Annotated in this window: 12 protein-coding genes; 4 read left to right on the top strand and 8 right to left on the bottom strand. The window is 32.6% G+C overall.

The window, feature by feature from the left end; genetic code table 11:
* Both A6733_RS01500 and A6733_RS01495 read right to left on the bottom strand, forming a co-directional pair.
* A partial coding sequence (locus A6733_RS01500) for a ShET2/EspL2 family type III secretion system effector toxin (protein WP_092460301.1) occupies positions 1-2075 on the bottom strand: 2075 nt, incomplete at its 3' end.
* A gap of 1630 nt (positions 2076-3705) precedes the next feature.
* A complete protein-coding gene (locus A6733_RS01495) occupies positions 3706-6384 on the bottom strand; it encodes a ShET2/EspL2 family type III secretion system effector toxin (RefSeq protein ID WP_092411526.1) in 2679 nt (892 codons plus the stop codon).
* A 1145-nt stretch (positions 6385-7529) separates the two neighbouring features.
* Between A6733_RS01495 and A6733_RS01490 the strand changes: the two genes are divergently transcribed.
* Both A6733_RS01490 and A6733_RS01485 read left to right on the top strand, forming a co-directional pair.
* Positions 7530-9884, top strand: coding sequence for a ShET2/EspL2 family type III secretion system effector toxin (locus A6733_RS01490; RefSeq protein ID WP_092403412.1), 2355 nt, complete (start codon positions 7530-7532; stop codon positions 9882-9884).
* 672 nt (positions 9885-10556) lie between these two features.
* Complete coding sequence (locus A6733_RS01485) at positions 10557-12323, top strand: hypothetical protein (protein ID WP_092460299.1); 1767 nt, start codon at positions 10557-10559, stop codon at positions 12321-12323.
* 416 nt (positions 12324-12739) lie between these two features.
* On the opposite strand, the gene A6733_RS01480 is transcribed toward A6733_RS01485, so the two are convergent.
* From A6733_RS01480 to A6733_RS08770, 4 genes are all read right to left on the bottom strand, one after another.
* Positions 12740-13450 (bottom strand): hypothetical protein, encoded by a 711-nt coding sequence (locus A6733_RS01480; protein WP_092460297.1) that lies wholly within the window; start codon positions 13448-13450, stop codon positions 12740-12742.
* Positions 13451-13592: 142 nt separating this feature from the next.
* Positions 13593-14909: a hypothetical protein gene (locus A6733_RS01475; RefSeq protein WP_092460295.1), complete on the bottom strand. Its 1317-nt coding sequence runs from the start codon at positions 14907-14909 to the stop codon at positions 13593-13595.
* Between the two features lie 25 nt (positions 14910-14934).
* Positions 14935-15240, bottom strand: coding sequence for a ShET2/EspL2 family type III secretion system effector toxin (locus tag A6733_RS01470; RefSeq protein WP_092403527.1), 306 nt, complete (start codon positions 15238-15240; stop codon positions 14935-14937).
* Complete coding sequence (locus A6733_RS08770; RefSeq protein WP_092403528.1) at positions 15230-15451, bottom strand: hypothetical protein; 222 nt, start codon at positions 15449-15451, stop codon at positions 15230-15232. The genes A6733_RS01470 and A6733_RS08770 overlap by 11 nt, the downstream gene beginning before the upstream one ends.
* Before the next feature lie 351 nt (positions 15452-15802).
* Between A6733_RS08770 and A6733_RS01460 the strand changes: the two genes are divergently transcribed.
* Positions 15803-16660 (top strand): hypothetical protein, encoded by an 858-nt coding sequence (locus A6733_RS01460; protein ID WP_092411522.1) that lies wholly within the window; start codon positions 15803-15805, stop codon positions 16658-16660.
* Between the two features lie 560 nt (positions 16661-17220).
* The gene (locus A6733_RS01455; protein WP_092403514.1) at positions 17221-18147 is read left to right on the top strand and encodes a hypothetical protein; all 927 of its coding nucleotides are present in this window, start codon (positions 17221-17223) and stop codon (positions 18145-18147) included.
* A 236-nt stretch (positions 18148-18383) separates the two neighbouring features.
* On the opposite strand, the gene A6733_RS01450 is transcribed toward A6733_RS01455, so the two are convergent.
* Positions 18384-19169, bottom strand: coding sequence for a ZIP family metal transporter (locus tag A6733_RS01450; RefSeq protein ID WP_242641583.1), 786 nt, complete (start codon positions 19167-19169; stop codon positions 18384-18386).
* Between the two features lie 721 nt (positions 19170-19890).
* Entirely contained in the window at positions 19891-23466 is a 3576-nt protein-coding gene (locus A6733_RS01445; RefSeq protein ID WP_092460291.1) for a ShET2/EspL2 family type III secretion system effector toxin, read from the bottom strand.
* Between the last annotated feature and the right edge of the window lie 299 nt (positions 23467-23765).

Here is a 23765-nt window from a genome sequence, read left to right as displayed (position 1 = left end):
CTAATTGATCTTCTTATTTCATTGAGTCGTGAATATAAAGAATATATAATCTTAGTTGGTAAGTTAGATATTACTTCAAAATAACTTTCCAAAGTCTCTTTATCAGCAAATAATGCAGATGGTATACTAGAACTGTCAGAAGCTACCAATACATTAATTAATTCATCATTAGATGATATTAATTTAAGCAATACGCCATAGGAATCAATTACTTTAGGGAAATTGTTTTTTAGTGCTACAGATAATCCAGGTATACCATCTGATCCTCTAGATATCAAAGTATCTAACAGCATCCTATTAAAATATTCACCAGATACGTCATCCTTAAAAATCATTGCTTTTTCTAATAATTTCCCAAAAGCACTTACAGCATTATGATGTCCATTTTGCATAGCCACAAACAAACCTGGAATATTATTATCACCACTTTTACACATTAATAAATAAAATACCATACCAATCAATGTAATATCTTCTATGCATCCTTTAATACCAATAAATTTATCTAACAAAGTGGAAAAAGAAATTACTGAATTAGTATTACCTTCTTGTAAAGCCACGAATAATCCATCAACGTTCTTGCTAGTTCTAGACCTCAATAATTTAAAAATAATATCTGCCATATCATCATTAGGTATACATCCTTTCATAGTAAGCAATCTATCTATCAATGTACCTAAAGCACGTACTTCATCAGCACGATCTCCTTTAATAGCATAAAATAGAGCAGAATATCCTCTTTTACTTCTATGATCCAATAGAAAAAAAATCATATTAGCTATTCTTCTAGCATCCATAACATCTTTAAGCATAAAAATATTATCCAAAAGACTACCAAAAGCTAAAATGGCATTAAATTTATTCCTTAATACAGACATAGAAAGAGCAGACAAGTTATCTTTACGCTTTGCAAGCAAAATATTAAATAATATTTCAGAAAGATTATCTATAGGTATTCTATGTCTTATATTAATTAATCTACCAAGCAATAAACCAAAATTATCCACACATTCAGCATGTCCAAATTTCATTGCCATAAACAAAGGTGGATCACACAAAGATGATTTAGCGTGTAAAATCTCAGGTAACAAATTTACTTGCTCATCACAAGAAAGTTCTTCTAAAAAATCATTATAAGATATTACAGAATCGGGTTTATTTTGTTCCATAGCCATATGAAGCGCAGAAATACCTGAGGAGCTTTTAGCAAAAAATATCTCCCTTCTAATATCGGCGCTCAACGTTGAAAACAATTTAGAGTTTACTACTCCTCTAATATCCAATGTACTAATGTTACTGTACATCATATGATATATCATACACCCAGAAATTCCATGTTGAGATAGTGTTTCTAAAGTTGAAAAACAAAAACTTTTATTTTCTATATCAAAATGTTCATATATTGCACACTCATTTTCTATTGGTCCTAATTCTTTTTTTTCAAAATACCTTCTATAATTATTTTTATAGATAAACATTCTTAAAGAAAATCTACTTGGATCTAAAAATTCTTCACACTTTAAAACTTCGCTACGTGATACGACATTTGTTGCATTAGGATCAAAAAAATGTACCACCCAACTATCCGTTTTATCTATCGACGATTCTCCCATTTTCCTGGTTTTATGGGTGATCCTAAAAGACATTACATGACTACAACTTTCTAATATGAAAAATCTTTGCTCTCCAGAAGCTGTGCTAGAAGCTATTCCATGTAGAAATTTACCAAACCCATCGCAAGCTATAATATGCCTGCCACATGAATTTTCTATCATATCTTTATAAATTTTTCTAAAATTCTCTGGAATTGCTCTTTTTACTGAATTTTCGTCTGCAAAAAGTTTGCCAATTCTCATTTTTTCATTATTTCTATAACAATTAGTGCTCTTTAAAGTAAATAACGAAGCCAAATGGGAACAAGAAATAATCTCTTCATCAATCTTAACTTTGCAATTTAAATTTAATAATCTTTCAACGTTTTTTTTAGATATATAAGGAGAATTCCTTTGATCAGATGGTACCACTTCCATCGAATGTGAAGATATATGAACGTGCTTGCTACAACTAAAATTCATAATACCGACCCCATCACACTATAAAATTATTATCACACGGTTCAGATCAGAACTATGGAAGTAAAAGCACTTCTAGTGATTAACATCTCTTTCGGTACATTTTACTAATGTGTACATAAGTTGGTTGTTTACTTGTTAAAAACTCTCAACAAACATTAACTGAGTATAATTAGACTCATCAGTGTGCCATTGCTAACTTAGCATAAGCATAGTTTGTGCGTTTTTATTGAATTAGCACTGAGAATCAAATAAACCCACAAATTCCAGTTGTTCATACTATTTATTTTACTTTATCTTGTTTAGTGGTACTTATACTACCTATATCTATCTAGGTGAAAACATTATTCCAAATTCATTAACTATCGCTTTGTATAGAGGATATTATGTATTGTCTTGCAATGAGAATCGCAATTATGTAACGATTTTTAAGATAATTCATAAAACTAAGGTAATATAAGAGTAATAACATCGGATAGGTGGGTAGTATTTTTTATTTATCTATATATTGTAAGATTACAAATCAAAATAATTATCCTTATTTATCCAGCAAAAATATCCGAGGCACATGTAATTTAAATTACAAATTTAAAAAGTTAATGGATTATTTATTAAGTTAATATTATTTGATGTATTAGTAAGTGGCTTTGATTAGTAGCTTCATATTGTTCTGGTGTTGTGTGATGTTGATGGGGTATATGATTTATATTTAAAGTTCATGAACATGAGATAATAAGTTTCACAGATTTTAAGTAATAGTGATACTGATACCAGATATAGGCCTTACTTAAAGAATAATTATGGGATAAGCACTCACATAACGATAACGCTTGCAGTGTAGTACCGTTTTTGTGATAGAACAAAGTGAATTACTTAACAATCCATTGTCAATATTAACACTACCTATGCGTGTTAATACTTAACATCATAGTATACATATTGTATTAGAATGAGGGCGCGTATATGCTAGAATTTCACGACTACTTATTTATAACAAGGTGTATCCAACATTCCACACGGTGCAATTATAAGGCACCATACAAGCGGTTACCATACGAAAATTATAATAATGGACAGAATATTATGTAATCCCTCCTCAAGGAAATCTTAGGAGTATCCTCTTTCTCTTGAGAGGAGGTATCTGCAGAATTAAAGTTGAAAATGAATATATTTCTTGTTCTCATCTTTCTATATTATATGTTTTAAATAGTTCATATGCTCATAAAGCTGCTGAAAAATTTGATGTAAGCAAAATGTAAGAGAAGCACTAACGAGAAAGCCCGGATATGTAAAAGAAGATTATTTAAGTTCAGAGAAAGTATATTTGGAGAGAAGCTTTTTAGAGAGAGTTGAAATGCTTTCTGGAATAGTGTGGAATATGGAGGTATAAATTAATACTAATAAGTCATATCACATCATATGATGTATATATATCCATAGTAAAACCATTATTAGATATATACAATTAATATAAGATACATAATTAAGGAGAAAAGAATAAGTGTCACCCCAACAAAATACCAAAGAGCACTTCAAGATAACAATAAAGCCAATAAAGCCAAACCATTTATACACTTCAACTATACACTCTCAACATAATCGCCCTGCATAGCCACAAATAAAGTCGGCACACTTATAGTATCTGGCAACGAATTGACCTTTCTCTCGTTGTGTCACAGTACTCATATATTCTACATTCATTTTCTCCCTCATCTTCAAAATAATTTTTATAAGAATCTTTACCTATAAACATCTTTAAAGAGAATTTACTTAGATATAAAAATTCTTCACAGCTTAAAACTTCACTACGTGATACAACATTGGTCTTGTCAGGATCAAAAAAATGTACTACCCACCTACTTACTGGTGCTCCTTCTGTTTTCTTAGTTTTATGTATGACATTAAAAGACATTACGTGAATGTGACACTTCAAAATGAAAAATCTCTGCTCTCCAGGAATAAGACCGGATGCTATACTATGCAAAAAATCACCAAACCTGTCGCAACCTATAGTAATAACATGAAACAAGTCTCTTTCTATTATAATTTTACGTACCTCTTTAATTTTTTTAAGAGCTGCTGCTCTCACAGATTTTTCATCTGAAAATAGTTCCCAGATTTTCATTTTGTTGCTACTTCTATAGCAATCAATGCTACTAAGAAGAAATGATAAAGACAAATAGCTACAAGAAATAATTCTTCCTCCAACTTCAAATTTATTATTTAGATTTAATATATTCTCGACATTTTTTTTAGATATATAAGGTGATTTTTTTCTATCACATGGTATTCTTTTCATAGAATATGAAGAATACATGGTACTCATCTTAATTTTATTTTTAATACAAGATATTTCACAAGATATTTCTCTTCTAACTTCTTCAGATGCATGCATTAATAATGAATCATACGCATTCATAATATCAATATTACTTTCTGCCAATTCTAATAATATGAATATGCCGGATGTACCGTCACGCTCCCTAATCATTAATAGCTCCAGCATCATAGAATCTAATCTAGTCTTATGCACACTGTCCCTTAGAAAAACCACAACTTTACCTATTAATCCAGCAAAAGCAACTACTGTATCAATATGACCCTTTTCCAAAGCAATTAACAGACCAGAAGAATACATTTTAGGTTTGTATATTAACAATTTAAAAATTAAATCTGCCATATCAACATCAGGTATATGTCCTTTCATCAGAAATAATCTATCCATCAATTCATAAAAAGCAAGCATTGCATCAGAACTACCACGTAACAAAACGACAAATATGGCGGACATTCCTTCAGATTCAGATTCTAATAGTCTAAAAAGCATACTTACCATATCATCATCAGGTATACATCCTCTCATAGTAAGCAACCTATCCACCAATATACCTAAAGCACGTACTGCATCAGCATGATTCTCTTTAAGAGCATAAACTAGAGCAGAAAATCCATTTTCATCTTTATGATCCAATAACTTAAAAATAATGTTAGACATTTTTCTAGGATCCATAATATCTTTAAGTATAAAAATATTATCCAAAAGATCACCAAAAGCCAAAATGGCATCAGCAGATTTATTCATTAATACAGATATAGAAAGAGCAGACAAATTATCATCTTTGCGCTTAGCAAGCAAAACATCAAATAGTATTTTAGAAAAATTATCTATATGCATTGTATGTCTTATATCCATTAATCTATTAATCAATAAACCAAAATTACTAATACATTCAATATATCCACCTTGCATAGCCATAAATAAAGCTGGTACGCCATCAGCTGATTCAGATTTCACAATATCTGGTAACAAACTTACTTGCTCATCAGCAGAAAGTTCTCCTAAAAAATTATTGTACGCTATAACAGAGCTGGGATTATTTTGTTCCATAGCTATATAAAGCGCAGAAATACCTAAGGAGTTTTTAGAAGTAAATATACTCTTTCTAGAGTTAGCACTTAACGTTGAAAAGGAACTAGATTCTACTACTTTTGTAATATCAAATGGACCAATATTGCTATACATCATATGATGTATCATGCATTCAGAAATTCCATCTTTGGACATAGTTTCTAAAGTTGAAAAACTAAAACTTGCACTTCTTACATCAGAATGTTCATATATTGCGCATTCATTTTCTTTTGGTATTTTGCATTCACCTTTTGTTGTTGCTAATTTGACAGTTTCAAAATAAGCTGCATAAGCATCTTCAGCAATAAACATAATTAAAGAAAATTTATCTGAATCTAGAAATTCTTCTGGACTTAAAACTTCACTTCTTGTTACAACGTTAGTTCTATTAGGATCAAAAAAATGTATCACCCACATACTTACTAATGCCCCTTCTAATTCCTTGGATTTGCGCTTAATATTAAAGGACATTTCATGATTAGAACTTTGTAAAATAAAGAATCTCTGTTCTCCAGGAGTCATAGTGGATGCCATTTTATATAAAAAATGTCCAAATCTATTACAAGCCACAATATGTCTACCACATGACTTTTTTGTTATTTCTTCTTTATAAATTTCTCCAATTCTATTAAGAGCTGTTGTTTTTAGTGAGCTTTCATCTGAAAACATTTCAGCAATTCTCATTTTTTTATTATTTCTATAACAATCCATGCCATTTAAGGCAAATAATGAAGCCAAATGGGAACAATGAATAACTTTACCATCAATTTCTACTTTGCTATTTAAATTTAATAAATCCCCAACTTCTTTTTTAGATATATAAGGCAAATTCTTTTCAGTAGATGATATTTCTTCCATCGAATGAGGAGATATATGAACGTGATCGTTGCAACTAAAATCCATAGTACCGCCCTCATGACACGTATAAAGCCATTATCACATAACGAACACGGTTCAGATCATAACCACTGAAGTGAAAGCACCTCTAGAGACTAACGTCTCCTTCGGTACATTTTGCTAATGTGTACATAAGTTGATTGTTCTCTCTTTAAAAACACTCAATAAACACTAACTAAGACCAGCGTGACATTGCTAAATCAGCACAAGTATAGTTGTTGTTTTTGCATTTTTATTGAATTTAGCACTGAGAATCAAATCTACAGACTACCATTGTACATACTATTTGTCTCACTCTATCTTGTTTGCTTTATCTTGTTTAGTGGTACTTATACTACCTATATCTATCTAGGTGAAAACATTATTCCAACTTCATTAACTATCGATTTGTATAGAAGATATTATGTATTATCTTACAATGATAATCGCAATTATGTAACGATTTTTAAGATAATTCATAAAACTAGGGTAATATAAGAGTAATAACATCGTTAGGTGGTTAGGTGGTTAGGTGGTTAGGTGGTTAGGTGGTTAGGTGGTTAGGTGGTTAGGTGGTTAGGTGGTTAGGTGGTTTATCTAAACTGTAAGATTACAAATCAAAATAATTATCTCTAATCTAGCAAAAAATTAGAGGCATATGTAATTTAAATTACAAATTTAAAAAGTTAATAGATAATTATTAAGTTAATATTATTTGATACATCAGTGCAGTGGATTTGTTTAGTGGCTTCATATTGTTTTGGTGTTGTGTGATGTTGATGGGGTATATAATTTATATTTAAAGTTCATGAACATGAGATAATAAGTTTCCCAGATTTTAAGTAATAGTGATCCTGATACCAGATATAAGCCTTACTTAAGAATAATTATAGGATAAGCACTCACATAACGATAACGCTTGCAGTGTAGTACCGTTTTTGTGATAGAACAAAGTGAATTACTTAACAGTCCATTGTCAGTATTAACACCAACTATGCGTGTTAATGCTTAACATCATAGTATACATATTGTATTAGAATGAGGGCACGTATGTGCTAGAATTTTACGACTACTTATCTATAACAAGGTGTGTCAGACATTCCACATGGTGCAATTAGAAGGCGCCACACAAGCGGTTACCATACGAAAATTATAATAATGGACAGAAAATTATGGAATCCCTCCTCAAGGAAAGCTTAAGAATATCCTCTTTCTCTGGAGAGGAGGTATCTGCAGAAACTAAGAGTATTCCTTACATATCAATGAAGGCATCCAATATTGTAAACTTTAATTGTAAGATTAAAGTTGAAGATGAATGTATTTCCTGTTCTCATCTTTCCACATTATATGTTTTAAATAGTTCATATGCTCATAAAGCTGGTGAAAAACTTGATGTAAGCAAAATGTTTGAGAGTGAGAATGCAGTAAGAGAAGCACTAACAAGAAAGCCCAGATATATAGAAGAAGATTATTCAAGAATGATAAAAAATGCCAAAGCCAAGCATATTATTGCATGTGATGATTTTGGTAGGTTTTTGTACAACATAGCTATAACCACCTCAAGTTCTCAATGTAGGATATTTTTTTTACAGAGTACTAGTCACATTATGGCTTTCGAATTTTTAAGAAAACCAACAGTGAAAAACCGCTCTGCTGATAAATTAGTAGTCAAATTTTTTGATCCTAACAGAACTAATGTTACATCACGTAGCAGAGTATATTCTTCTGATGATTTCTTAAATAGTAATGCTTTTTGTTTGAGAAAATTTATAAAAAGTTCTATGTATAGTTTATATTTCGGAGAAAATCTGGAAGGTAAGTGTGTAGAAGAAACAGAATGTATAATATATGAACATCACCATGAGAATGTAGAATGTTTGAGATTTTCAACATTAGAGACATTGTCTCAAGAAGGAATATCATCTTGCATGATGTATCATTTAATTATAGATGCTAATTGTTTGGAAGATGTACGTAAGGCGGTAGAAATGCTGTCAACCCTTGATCTGAGCAAGAAAGGTAGAGAAGATATTTTTCGTTGTAGAAGTAGTAATGGTAATTCAGTGCTCGTAGAAATCATGAGTTTAGGAAAAGTTCAGTCTATAGACCTCTATAGTTTATTGTTGAATAGCATGTCTGATGAGGAGAAGGTTAGTTTACTACCTAGTATATTACTATCAAGTAATATACATGGCTCTACAGGACTTTATTTGGCTTTGCAAAATGGCTATAGTGATGCCGTATATGCTTTTGATAAAATGCTTAATAATCTTATATTGATTGAGAGTAAAATTGATTGTAGCGAATTTGCTATGATTTTATCCAATTTATTTGCAGCTAAAAGCAGTGAAGGTATACCAGGTCTATTTATGGCATTACAGGGAGATATGCATAAAACGGTTACTGCTTTTGGTGAATTATTAAATAGACTAGTTTGTATGAGAAATAAATTATCTGACACAAAGATAGTTGATATGATTTTTGATTTACTATCAGCTAAAACTAAAGATGGTATTCCTGGATTATTCATGGCCCTGCAGAAAGATAACCACAGTTCAGTATCTTCATTTGGCAAATTGATAAATATATTAACTCTGTTCAGAGGAAGTATATTTGGAGAGAAGCTTTTTAGAATGTTTGTAGAGTTAATGTTGGCTAAAAATATTTCTGGCACTACAGGTATGTATATGTCGTTGCAGAATAATTGCCATAACTCTATTTACGCTTTTGATGAAATATTGTGTAATTTTCTACCAATAACAAAAGATGACGTGCCAGTGCATGTATTTTTGCAGGCTCTGCGTACTATGTTACTTGCTAAAAGTGATTGTGATGTGTGTGGTTTATTTATGGCTTTACAATTAGGTAACCATAGTTCTATTGCCGCTTTTAGTAAGTTATTAAGTAAATTACTCCTTGTTAAGGATAAAATATCTGAATCGGACTTAGCGGGTGCTTTTTCTGAGATACTATTGGCCAAAAATAAACATGGTACGCCCGGTCTATTCATGGCCTTACAGTGTGGCCACGCAGATGCTATTGCTGCATTTGGTAGTCTCGTAGATGTATTAGTTGAGGCTAAGGAAAATTTTTCTCCAGACACGTTTGCCGCTATAGCTTTAGATATATTTACTAGTAAGCGTTATACTGACGGAACACCGGGGTTGTTTGCTGCGCTAGCTGGATGTAAGCCCAAAGCGACCAGTGAATTTGGTCGCTTGCTAATGAAGGTACGTGAATGCAATAACTGGTCTGTCCTGTTAGCAGCCGAAGATGGCAATGGGGTACCTGGTCTGTTGTACACTGACGAAAGCACAAGAGAATCATATTTTAAGATGCTGACGGAGTTTCCTACTAATACATTACAAGATTTACATTCAAGACTGTGCCGTGCGCGCAGTGTAAATTCATATCAATCGTTTGTATGCGTAAATCCGTATGACGGTATTTGTTACGATGAATTTATTAAACGACTTGCGGCTCACATAGAAGATACCTCTAAAAGGCAGCCTACACACCATAACTAAGGTAGTGGATTGTGATATATATATAAAAATTAAATTATCCACGCCCACCTTCTGATCCCCTGCCCCCATTCTAATATTTTTAATATTTGATCTATTAAGGGCAATTACCTAAAGATAATCAATTTCTATTAATCACCCTCTATTTATTGATACGGTGTATGCTGTCATATTATGTATTATGTAATATAATGTAATTATAGTTATTTTTGTGCCTGGCAATTGCACTAATTATGACTCTCGATAAGATCTCTTATCGAGTGTTATGAATTTATGAAAAAGAAGATAAGTAAAAAGGGAAGTATAAATCCCCTACCCTTAAGCAAGATGTAATAAACGTACTAAATGCTCGAATATGGCTTGTTGAGGAAAATTATTGATTAAACCAAGCTAATGTGCATAAAGAGATACAGAGGCATCATTAGCATTAGTACTTATAATTATTTACAGTAAAACTATATCTATGGAAATAAATATAAATTTTGATAATTTTCTCACAAAGTAAGTGGTTACAGTAATCGACACAAACACATAATTGATTCAACATGATAGATCTGCATATTTGTTCTTAGTGCGGCAAAATTGGGCACCAACACTAAATTAAGCATCAGCTACATATAAAAACTATTATTTTTATAATGATAATAAGTATTCTCACGGGGGGTTAGGTTTCATATGATTCCTGATTATAAGGTTGGTGCATCATCTTGTGGCACAGGATCTTCTAGCGAAGATACAGCCCCGTCCACCACTACTCTATCATCCTCAGCAAGTGAAGCTGTGGTAGTCACCGAAGGAGCAGAAGGCGGGGTAGTTACGTCCAGTGAAGATAAAAAAGCCGGAAGTAAAGTTCCTTTCGTCCTTTCTTCTAAGGAAGATCTAGAGAAATTAGGCGAAGCAGAATTAGAGAGAAGAGTAAAAGATTTAGAAGAACGTATAAGCAAGTTGAGATCAAGTAAGGGTAAAAAGGACGAAAAGACTAATTCTCCTCCTAAGGTTAAAAGGTCTTTGTCCTTAGAGGGCATAAAAACTCTGTCTGGAAGAGCACGCTTATTACCAGCAGATGTCATGCCAAAATCAACTGAATCCTCTAATCAAGAAAGAAGAAGACTTCATTATCAAGGACTATCTGGGAGAGCACGCTTATTACCGGCACATGCCACATCAAGACTAAGATTATTAAAGCGCTCAGATGAAATACAACCTGCAAGAGGGAGGGGTAGTAGACATCTACCGATGGAAGACCCATCGGTAGATGTTTCTAGGCTATTGTCATATGTACCAACTTCTGACGTAAGTGGATCTTACGAAGGCCCTGGAATACATTCTTTTAAACTGTTACCTTCTTCTGCCAGAAGAGACACAGGATCTTCTACCTCATCTTCTGCTAGAAGAGATACTGGTTCCTCTACGTCATCTGCAAGGAGAGACACAGGATCTTCTACCTCGTCTTCTGGTAGAAGAGATACGGGATCTTCTACAGATAGTAACAAAGATGGTTTGTTAGGTGAAGCAGATCCAGTTGATTTATCTGAGGTAAGCTCAAAACCATCTGACAAAGCACATCGCAGTTCTGTTAGAAGAAGGTTACTAAGTAAACTTGCTTCTTCTAGAGGCAGCAAGTCGGCAAAATCACAAGAGGCACATGCTAGTGGGAGCCATGGACATCATACCCACCACAAGAAAGATGAACCCGAATCACACGGCGAGGAGGAGACACCTCATTCCCTAGTGGCTCCTCGGAGTACTGTTTTAGCCGCAAGTGCTATCGTAACGTACAAACTCAGATTAATATTTGAGGGTAGAAATAGTAGTAAAGATTTTGAAAGATTAGTCGAGTCCGTTTCAAATATTATGGAAGATATACTAAATGCTGTGTATGTGGAACTTGATGCAATTAACCAAGAAAGGATGCGGCATTGTAACTCAATTGATTGGAAATTGTACAACCTGGATAATAATTCCTTAGATCATGTAGTTGGAGTTGTTAGTAATATATTATTTACTGAAAATTTCAGAAGACAAACAATTTCAAAAATTAATAGCGTTGTAAGTGATTTTGGCGATTATCATGGGCGTTTAATGTTGGATTTAGTAGAAAAAGTTCTTTTATCATCAGATAAATCCGGTTCTGTGATGACCGACGAAGAAATTGGCAGTTTTGTGGGAATGAGCGAAGAAGAACTTGCCGAATTTAAGAAAAATAAAGAAAAAATGTCCGCAGATTCCAGGGAAAAAGCAAAAGAAGAAGCTTCATCAATTTTAGAAGAAATAATGCTAGGTATTTTCGGTAGTAATAGATTTAGGCTTTCATTTAATTTGAGAATGGCACGTGATGAATACAACTCCACCAAATTGATAGGGAATGAAGAGGTAACCGTCACTCTAGTTAGGAATGCAGTTGTTAAAGCTGTACAAATTAGCCTAGAATATGGAATGTAAAGGTCAGCTTGATAGACATTAGATATGCGTGATGCAAAAGACAATTTAGTGCTTCAAATTTATGCATGCCCCAGTGTTTGCGAATAACTAGAGCAACAAAAATTCATACTTGCTTCATGTTTGGTAGTAAATTCATTACACGTCCGACCTCATCTCTCCCGCCACCCGTTTCTGAATGTATAAAACAGCACATATATCGTTATTTTTTGAATACGATATATACCAACAACCAAGACGAAATTACTTCCATAAAATACGCATAGACAAAATTGCCTGCCAAAGCAATTTTTTACATTACGGCAGTATACTTACACATGTATCAGGAAACTTAAATCTGCTATTTATCTCATTCAGTGGTGACTTATACCGCCCAAACTGAAAATACTATTTCAACTATTCAACCTTTCCTTTAATAGTTAAGGTCTGGGAACTGTAGCAAGCTCCTTAATCTTTTCCAATAAAAATCTATATTTCTCGTCAAGGTTACCATTACCCGAAAGTACGCGTTCAATTGACATTCTTATGTTATTAAATCTTGAATATAAATCATATATAATCTTAGTAGGTAAGTTAGATATTATTTTAAAATAACCATCAAAAGCCTCTTTACCAGCAAATAACACAGCGGGTGGTATGTCACCATAAGAAGCTACTAATACACCAACTACTAATTCATCTTTAGGTATTAAATTAAGCAATAGGCCATAAGATGTAACTACTTCAGGAAGATTATTCCTTAGTGCCACAAACAAGCCAGATATCCCATCTGATCGCCTAGATATTACAGTATCTAAAAACATATTATCAAAATATTCACCGAATACGAATGCAATATCCCTAAATGTCACTACTTTTTCTAATAACTTACTAAAAGAACCTACGGCCCCATAATGTCCCTCTTGCATTGCCATAAACAAACCTGGAACATTATTATCACCACTTTTACACATTAGCAAATCAAACACCATATCAACTAATGGAACATCTTCTATGTAGCCTTTCATGTTGATAAATTTATCCAACAACGAGCCAAAAGCAGTAACTGAATCAGCATTCCCTTCTTGCAAGGCTATAAATAATCCATCAATATTTTTACTGGTTCTAGCCTTTAACAATTTAAAGACCATTTAAAGACCATATTTGAAATTTTATCGTGGGATATATAATCTTTCATTAATATCAATTAATCAATAAACCGAAAGAAGCAACAGAATCAGCATATCCATTATTCATAGCTACAAATATGGGACTTTTATCACATAAAGGCGATCAATATGAAATTAACATATAAATAATATCAGCCAGTTTATCATCCGATATTGTATCTTTTAGTAACAGTAAAACTTTGTCTAGTAACACTGAATAAGCTTCTATAGCACCAACTCTATTGCTGCTCATCCCCATGAACAAAGCAGATGTTCCATCACTTCCTTTAGCTAATGCAATATTTAAAACTAGACCAGCAAAATCATCAGGAGACATTCTGTATTTAATTGTCAGTAATTGATTTTTCATCAAATTACCATATGCATCAATACAGTCGCTATACCCCTCTTTCATAGCTATAAGTAAAGCGGGGTCGCCATTATTATTTTGAGAAATTAATATACTTGGCAGTAAATCCACTTTCTCATCACAAGAAAGTGCTTGCAAAAAATAACCGTACGATATCAAACTTTTGTGGTCATTGTAAGATACAAATAAATAAATGACAGGTAATCCATTACTATCTTTGATACAGAATATTTCTCTTCTAACTTCTTTAGATGCATATATAAGTAATGAACTGTATACATCTATAACATCAGTATAGTTCCTTGCTAATAACATTAATATTGCAGGTACAGGCATACTATCATATTCTGCTGTAGCTCTTAATATGCATAATATCATAGAATTGAACACACTCTCAGGTACACCATGCCTTAGTAGCGCTAGTTTGCTTATTAACTCACCAAAAGCAATTACTGTATCAGTATGCCTTCCTTGTAAAGCAATAAATAGACCTGTAGCTCCTTGGTTATCTTTATAATCCAACAATCTAAAGATTACACTAGATAATCTCTCACTACCTATACTGTCTTTAAGTATAAAAATACTATCCAAAAGATTACCAAAAGCCAAAATAGCTCCAGTATTATTTTTCGATACAGCCATAGAAAGAGCAGAGCACCCATCTTTACGTTTGGAAAGCAAAGCATTAAATAGTATTTCAGAAAAGTCTTCTGTAGGTATTCTATGCCCTATATTAATCAATCTGTTTATCAATAAAGCAAAATTATTAACACATTCAACATGCCCTTTTTGCATAGCCATAAATAAAGCCGGTACTCCCTTAGGTGATTTAGTGTGTATAATTTCAGGCAACAAACTTAATTGTTCATCATAAGAAAGTTCTTCCAAAAAATCATCATAGGATATCATGGAGTTAAAATGGTTCTGTTCCATAACCAACTGAAGAGCAGAAACACCTAGGGAGCTTTTAGCAAAAAATATCTCTTTTCTAGTATTAGAACTCAACGTTGAAAAAGACTTGGATTTTATTATTCCCCTAATATCCAATAAACTAATGTTATTAGACATCATGTGATATATCATACACCCAGAAATACTATCCTGGGACAAGGTTTCTAAAGTTGAAAACCAAACTTGCTTTTCTTATATCAGAATACTCATATATTGCACATTCGCTTTCTATTGGCTCTAATTCGTTATTTTCAAAGTAACTTTTATAATAATATTTATTAATAAACATTCTTAAAGAAAATTTACTCGAATCTAGAAATTCCTCATGATTTAAAACTTCACTACGTGCTACAACATTAGTTACATTAGGATCAAAAAAATGCACTACCCACCTATCTGCTGACTCTCCTTCTTCTATTTTTTTAGTTTTATGCGTGATCTTAAAAGACATTGAATAACTGCAACTTTGCAAGATAAAAAAACCTTTGCTCCCCAGAAACTGTGGTAGATGCTATTTTATGTAAAAAATCACCAAATTTATCACAAGCTATAATACATCTATCACATGAATTTTTTATCAAATTTTTATTAATTTCTTGAAAATTAACAGGAACTAATTTTTTTATTGAATCTCCATCTGAAAATAACTCGTTAACTTTCATTTTTTTGTTACTTCTATAACAGTCGGTATATCAATCAGGAACTGGCACGGTCGTCATTGAGCCATCTTTCTCTTCCAATAAGTATACACATAAATATAAACTAACCTAAAAAAGGTAAAAAATACAAATCCAAGACAAGGTAAAATACTACTGAAATCAAAATAGCAAATGATCTGACGGTGCCTAAAAATCCAATACTACAGATAAGAAAGACCACTCTCAAAATAATTATAGAACTATCAATCGTATGAAAATGCAAGCTGATAATTATGCCATGCTAATTTATTCATAGAATTAATCAAGCAAGTAAGTGTAAAAACAATCTCGAGTTAATAATGGGAAAGAGATTGCATGTTTAACAATACAATATATGATGTTGCTACAACTTCTTCTGATGAAGACTCAAATAGTGAAACAAATTGTCAACTACCCATGAATGTTCAATCATCCATTCTCACTAAAATATTATGGAATCCATTTGGCCTTGTAGGTGCTAGAGAAAGACCTATATCTGAGCCCTCAGTTAGTAATGGTAGTTCTTTAATTTCTTCCTCACCTTCTTTTTCGCATAATGCTGAGGTTCTAGAACAGCCATATGTATCATTAGGAAGGGGCAAAAAATTCAAACTAAATAAGCACTTAGCAAAATTGGAAAAATCAAATGACCCATGGAACAATCCCATACGAAGAAGAGCAAAAGCTCTAAAAGGCATAGGTGGTTTAGGTAATAAATCTCAACATAATCAAGAGGAAAACAAAAAGATTGAGAAATCATTCATATCCAGTATAGAAGATTTGCGTACTTCTAAGGTAGGACCAAGACTTAAAACTGGAATAAATAGACAATTAACTAATTATAGAGTTAAATCTAAAGATAAATACGAGGAAAGGCCAGGCCTTCGTTCAAGAGGAACTGTAAGATCTCTTATTATTCGTATTTTTGTTATTACATTTGGCATTGCCCTATTTGTAGTATCAATTACGTCTTTAACGGATAATATATATCCATGTATAAATAAAAAGTATTCTTCTTCAGCCAAAGATGTTTCACCTAAAAAATGCATTAAGATAGCAAATGTTTTTAGGAATACACTTTTATTAATTATTTCTATGTTTTCCGTTATAACAAATTCTTTTGGTATAGTGGATGACCTAATGTTTAGGTATGGTCGCAATAGCTCAAAAAAAACGTTAAAATTTGTTAAATAATGTGGAAATTGTTATCGTATTTCCATTTATAACAACGTTGAGATCTATATTTTCTGTATGTACTTCAACATATATCGATACATAAATCAGGTATAGGCATGAGCATTATTCAAAGATATTATCAAAATATCTTTCTCTTCCAGCAGATATAATACACAAACACAAATTAATAAGTAAGTTTAAAAATTACTCATGATAAATAACTATTTTATATGTATAGTAAACTTTGCAGTAGATTACATATAAATTTCCCACTATGAAAAATTCATGCAATTAAACAGACCATTACTGTAGTAATTTGTATGGATGTTAATCAACATATGAGCCAAAAGAGAGATATCTATATCTAACTAATATTTATTATATTGTATTTTAGTATATGACAAATACAAATAGTAAAATTAATAAAGTATAACCTTTGATAATTTAGGATATCGGAGGTCAATTCTTTAAAAATAAAAATTACAATTATGCTATACAACTATGCTAATTTATTCATAGAATTAGATAAGCAAGTACGTGTAAAAATAACTTCGATCGAATGATGAAAAAGAGATTATATGTTTAACAATAGAATACATGATGTTGTTAGCACCTCCTCTGATGAAGGTTCCGATAGTGAAGTAAATACTCAATCATCCATAAATTCTCAATCATCCATCCTCACTAGAGTATTCAGTCCATTTAGTTTTGCAAGTATTGGAGAAAGATCTTTATCTGAACCTTCAGTTAGTGCTGGTTCCTTAGTTTATCCCAAGATCTCCTCTTCACGTAATGCTGAAGATATAGAACAGCCATCAACATCATCAAAAAAAAGCAAAAAGGCCACGGTTAAGAATAAACACTCAGTGAAATTAGAAAAATCAAATGATCCATGGCATAATCCTATACGAAGAAGGGCAAAGGCTTTAAAAGGCATGGGTGGTTTAGGTAACAAGCATGATTCTAGCAAGGTGGAGGAACAGAATGTTGAAGTTTCTACTGTAGGAGTGTTACGTATTGAAGATTTACGTTGCTCTAAAGAGGGACCAAGACTCAAAACTGGAATAAATAGGCCTTTATGTAAAAAGAAAACAAAGAAGTCGAGCGATAATATTCGCGCACTGGAATCTCGGGAGCTAGTTACAAGAAAATCGGAACGTTGCCACCATCACACTGAATGCTGCCATCATATTAAAGATGTAAGTGATGGAGATGCTTATGCAAATTCTGTAAGGAGAGTTGGGTATTCTATCGCTTTTGCAATAGGCATTTATATGATAATAAAACCACTTTGGTACTATCTATTAGATGTTAATTATCGTTCTCAGTGCAGTAGATGTGCCACAAATGAAGAACAACAACGTTCGTGTGTTTCCCTGGGGCTATCTATCAGGTGGGTTGTAACTTCTGTGATATCTGCCCTACTTGTCGTTTTAATTATATTAAGAATTTTTAGCTTATCCAACAGAGCAGAAGAAAATAGAAGAAGACAGAGACGTGCCTAGACCATGCAGGAGAATGTATATCCATAATTACACGTCTTTGTATGTGAGTTAGAAATAAGCTACAAGGTACCCATCCCACATCAACAGGCATCACAGTACATGCTTCACAAAAATAACTAGCATGAAACTTCCAATACTTCTTTATTACATTAGATACCTTTTGTACATATACCATATATAATGTAACAATAGCTGCATGACAGTGTAGGCATTGAAAGTAGGCCCTCTATACCAAATCATGTCCATATAGCTACTATAGACATAATAAAGAATCCCAGTATTACAAAAGAAAAGTTTTTTAAATCACAACACTTCTTTACTAAGATGCCATGCTCCAGACCATGAAGAGTACCCATGTATAAAAAAGTTCCAGCAGCCAATGATGAGAATGTTGGGGCTAGTAGAGGATATGGAGTTGTAAAGTACTTTACCTCGCTACCAAACAATATTCCTATTGGAGCCATAATGGAAAAAATACCAAATAAAAACAATCTCGACTTTAATTCCAATGAAGTTTTGTTTATCTGCACAGATAATGCAAAGCTTGCTGCCCATTTGTGAGCTGTAATGGCCAAGAACACAAGAAGCATAACAGATGGAGATCTGCTTAATCCCAAAGCGGCACCTGCTAATAAGCTGTGAAATGAAAGCATAGCAACTGCAAGCACAGCTAAAGATCTACTAGTTACGCCCTCTTGTTCGTAAATTTCTCTACCAATATGCTCCAAAAAAAGCAGCAAAAGAAAAACCAATGATGCCATAAGAAATGGTATGGGATAGTCATAGTGTAGCTTGTAAAAGTTTCTGGATGCATCGGCTAGCATATGCATAAGAGCAGATCCCAAAAAAACACCAACGGCCAAAGACTCAGCTATAGAAAAATCAAAAGGACCTGAATGACCACATCCTTCACGTATTCTTACAAAAAAAGGGTAAGCTCCAGAAAAAATGGTGACAAAAAATATAACTAAAAGATAAATAAAGTGAAAAGAAGAACATCCAATCATACAAGCCAATCCCACAGCATGTAACAATGTTATGTTGCAACATTTTACATATATTTTATCATTAATTTACTAATAAACAGTATACAGATACCGTAGTTGATAGAACGGACTATGTTGCAGCAATCTGCATAGACTTCACTCAATAGCACCCTACAACATAATTTATACAATATAAATAAAGGAGCAACATTCCATGCAGACGCACATGATAGCACACACTTGCAGATAAGTATCGACCAGTACAGCACGCCAATTTAAGAGCCGGCATCCACGACGGAACTTATCAATATTATGAGGGTTTTGTATGCAAACCAAGAAACCTAAATATGTTATTTATTTTCACAAACAACGCTATTCTAAGTGAATATGAGGCCAAATGGTAACAAGTAATAATTTCCCTGTCAACTTTTACCTTACAATTTAAACTTAATAAACCTCTAACATTTTTTAGACGGTAAATTCTTTTGATCAGATGGTGCTAATCTTTGCAGAAGATCGTGCTATATCAAATCCCATACTGCTCCAGTTTACTTTATTATCAGTATTACCGCTATAGGATCTATATCTAGGATGATATAAAAAGATTGTATTATCAAACAATATACTGAGAGATACTACACATATTAATGTGACATCACCGGATTTTATACTGCCTGCCATTTGTATCATTTCATCTTTTGGTAGTAGTTTGCACTACCTAAGTAAAAATACCATTTCACAACCTTATTAACTCTTCTTATTGCAAACTATAATGGCTCTGTCTTGAGCTTCTGGCAAGCTCTTTGACCTTCTCCAATAAAAGTTTATATTTCCCATCAAGATTACTATCACCCACCAATATATGTTCAATTGACCTTCTTGTACTACTAAGTTGTGAATGTAAAGCATATATAGTCTTTGTAGTAAATTCAGATACCATCGCAAAATAGGCTTCCAAGGCATTACTACCAGCAAGCAATGCAGCAGGTCTACCAGAACTATCCGAAGCCACTAATACATTAACTAATTCATCTTTAGGTATTAATTTAAGTAGTGAAATATAAGATTTAACTACCTCAGGAAAATCATTCTCCAGTGCTACAAATAATCCAGATACACCATCTGATCGTCTAGATGCCACAAGATCTAACAACATATTATTAAAATATCCAGTAGAAATATCATCCTTAAACATCATCAATTTTTCCAATAATTTTCCAAAAGTATCTACAGCCACATGATGTCCATTTTTCATAGCTACAAATAATCCTGGAATACTATCATCACAACTTTTGCACATTAGCAAATCAAATACCATACCAACCAATGTGGTATCTTCTATGAATCCTTTTAGACTAAGAAGTCTATCTAACAATGAGATAAAAGAAAGTACAGCATTGCTATTTCCTTCTTGCAAAGCCATAAATAATCCATCAACGCCATTGCTAGCTCTAGCCTTTAACAATTTAAAAATCAATCTTGCAAATTTATCATCTGGTACAGTACCCTTTAGAGCTAATAAAACCTTGTCTAATAATTCTCCAAAAGTATCTACGGTTTTATGGTGTCCTTTATACATAGCCATAAACAAACCAGAAACATTATCACTATCCCTTTTACAGGTCAGTAAATCAAAAGTCATGTCGACCAACGCATCACTTTCTATGTGGCCTTTCATACCAATAAGTTTATCTAACAATGAGCCAAAAGCATTTACCGTATCAGTATATCCTTTTTGAAAAGCCATAAACAATCCATCAATATCCTTACTAGTCCTAGCTTTCAATAAGTTAAAAATCATGTTTGAAAGTTTGTCGTTGGATATACAATCTTTCATTAACATTAATCTATCAATTAATAAACCAAAAGCAAAAACGGAATGAGAATATCCTCTACGTAGAGCTATTAACAAAGGGCTTTCATCATAAGAAGGTGTGCAATATGAAATTAAATTATTAATAAATTCAGATAATTTATCGTCTGATACAGTACCTCTTAGTAGTACTAAAACTTTATCCAATAATATTGAGTAAGCTCTTATAGCACTAGCTCTATTCCTATACATTCCCATAAATAAAGCAGATATCCCATCACTTCTTTTAGCCAATGCAATACCAAAAATCATACCAGCAAAATCATCATTGGGCACTCTTTCTTTAATTTTCATTAATTGTTTTTCCATCAAAGTACTATATGCACCAATGCAACTATCACGTTCTTCTTGCATAGCTAAAAACAGGGCTGGATCACCATCCTTATTTTTAGAAGTTAACAACTCTGGAAGTAGCTCCATTTGCTCATCACAAGAAAGTGATTGTAGGAAATGATCGTACGCTATAAAGGATTCTGGTTCATCACATTCCATGAACCTATAAATGGCAGGTGATCCATCTCTATCTTTAATACAAAAAATTCTTCTTCTAATTACTTTAGATGCATGAATTAACAATGAAGCATATGCTTCTACAACATCGACATTATTATTCAATAATGATGCAAATATGCCAGGCATATTATTACTGTTCATAGCTGACAATATACGTAACATCATAAAACTAAAGCCTCTTTCAGACACACAACCACTCAGCAACATAAATTTGCTACTTATCATCTCACCCAAAGCAAGTACTGTATCAGAATGACCATTTGCCAAAGCAAAAAACAGACCGTGATCTCCATTATAAGAAGGATTAATCAGTCTATAAATCATATCAGCCATATCTTCATCAGGTATACATCCTCTCATAACGAGTAATCTATCCACCAATTCAGAAAAAGCACGCACTGAATCAGAATGACCATTTGCCAAAGCAAAAAATAAACCATGCATTGGTAGTCTGGAAGATTCATATTCAGAATCATAACTTAAAAGACTAAAAATCATTCTCACCATATCAGTATTAGGTATATGTCCCTTCATAAAAATCAACCTATCTAATAATGACCCAAAAGCACGTACTGCATTAGAACAACCATTTTTAAGACCATACAGTAGAGCAGTATTTTTTTTCATATCTTTATAATTCAATAAATTAAAAATTATATCAGCCAATTCTCTACTACCTATATCACCTTTGAGCATAAAAATTCTATCCAAAATACTACCATAAGACATAACAGCTTCCGCATTATTTCGACATAAGGCCGTAGAAAGAGCGGAAAAATTACCAAACACCTCTTTACGAGCGGCTAGCAAAATTTCAGATAACACTCTACAAAAATCATCAATACTCATTTTAGATCTTAGATTCATTAACCTATCTATTAACAAACCAAAAGCATTAATACTTTGAAAACTATTTTCTTGCATGGCTATAAACAAAGATGGTACTCCTTCAGGTGATTCAGACCTAATTATTCTAGGCAACAAACTTAATTGCTCATCACTAGAAAGTTCTTCCAAAAAATCACTATAAGATTTTATAGAATTATAGTTGTTTTCTGAACTTGCAAAGAAAAGCCCTGGAACACCTCCAGAGCTCTTAGCAAAAAACACATCTCTTCTGGCACTAGCACTTAATGTAGAAAAAGATTTAGATTTTACTATTTCTCTAATATTCAATGAACAAATATTATTAGACATTATATGAAACATCATGCACCCAGAAATACCATCTTGAGATAGAGTATCTAAAGTTGAAAAACTAGAAATTGCTTCTCTTGTATCAGAGTACTCATATACTGCGCACTCGGTTTCTACCCATCCTGGGTTAACTTCAAAATATATTCTATAGAAATTTTGATATATAAACATTCTTAAAGAGAATTTACTTTGATCCAAAAATTCTTCGCATCTTAAAACTTCACTGCGTGCTAGAACAATGGTTTTGTTAGGATCAAAAAAGTGTACTACCCATCTGTCTGATGATACTCCTTCTATTTCCTTAGCTTTGCGTACAATCTTAAAAGACATTACGTGATTGCAACTGTGTAAGGTAAATAATCTTTGCTCTCCACTAGTCATAGTAGATGCTGTTCTATGTAAAAAATCGCCAAACTTATCGCAAATTATAACATGCCTGCCACATGAATTTTTTATTACTATATTTTCATTAACTTCTTCAAACTTGCTAAGAACCGCTTCTTTTACTGAATCTTTATCTGAAAACAGATCACTGATTTTCAATTTCGTTTTATTTCTGTGGAAGTCTATACTATTGAGAACAAATAATGAAGATAACTCAGAACAAGTAACTACTTTTCCATTAACCTCAGCTTTATTATTTAAATTTAGTGATTCTTTAGGGTATTTTTTAGATATATAGGGAACATCTTTTTCACAAGATGGTGCTTCTGTCATTGAATGTGATAACAAATGCACACCAAGGCTCATCGCAACTTACCCCCACCTGTATATCCTGAATGTCAACCTAAACATTGATATGCCAGCACACTAGCTTTCATGCATTATAATATAGAATATATTGTTTTAAAATAACATTTTCTAAAACTATTGACTTATCTAATAAATTTTCTCTATTACTAATAGTAAGACACAGATAATTTACTATCAATATTTAATATCGAATAACCCTCTATGGGGCCTATGTTATACAGCACAAATATGTTAAATATGATCAATGTTAAGATGTAAATTAGACTTAATTTATTTGTATTTAGAAAGAATTTCTA

The sequence above is a fragment of the Candidatus Ichthyocystis sparus genome (assembly GCF_900078745.1).
GTDB classification, from domain to species: Bacteria; Pseudomonadota; Gammaproteobacteria; order Burkholderiales; family 2013Ark19i; genus Ichthyocystis; species Ichthyocystis sparus.
The sequence above is the reverse complement of the archived record's forward strand: the minus strand, read 5'-3'. Positions and strand labels throughout refer to the sequence as shown.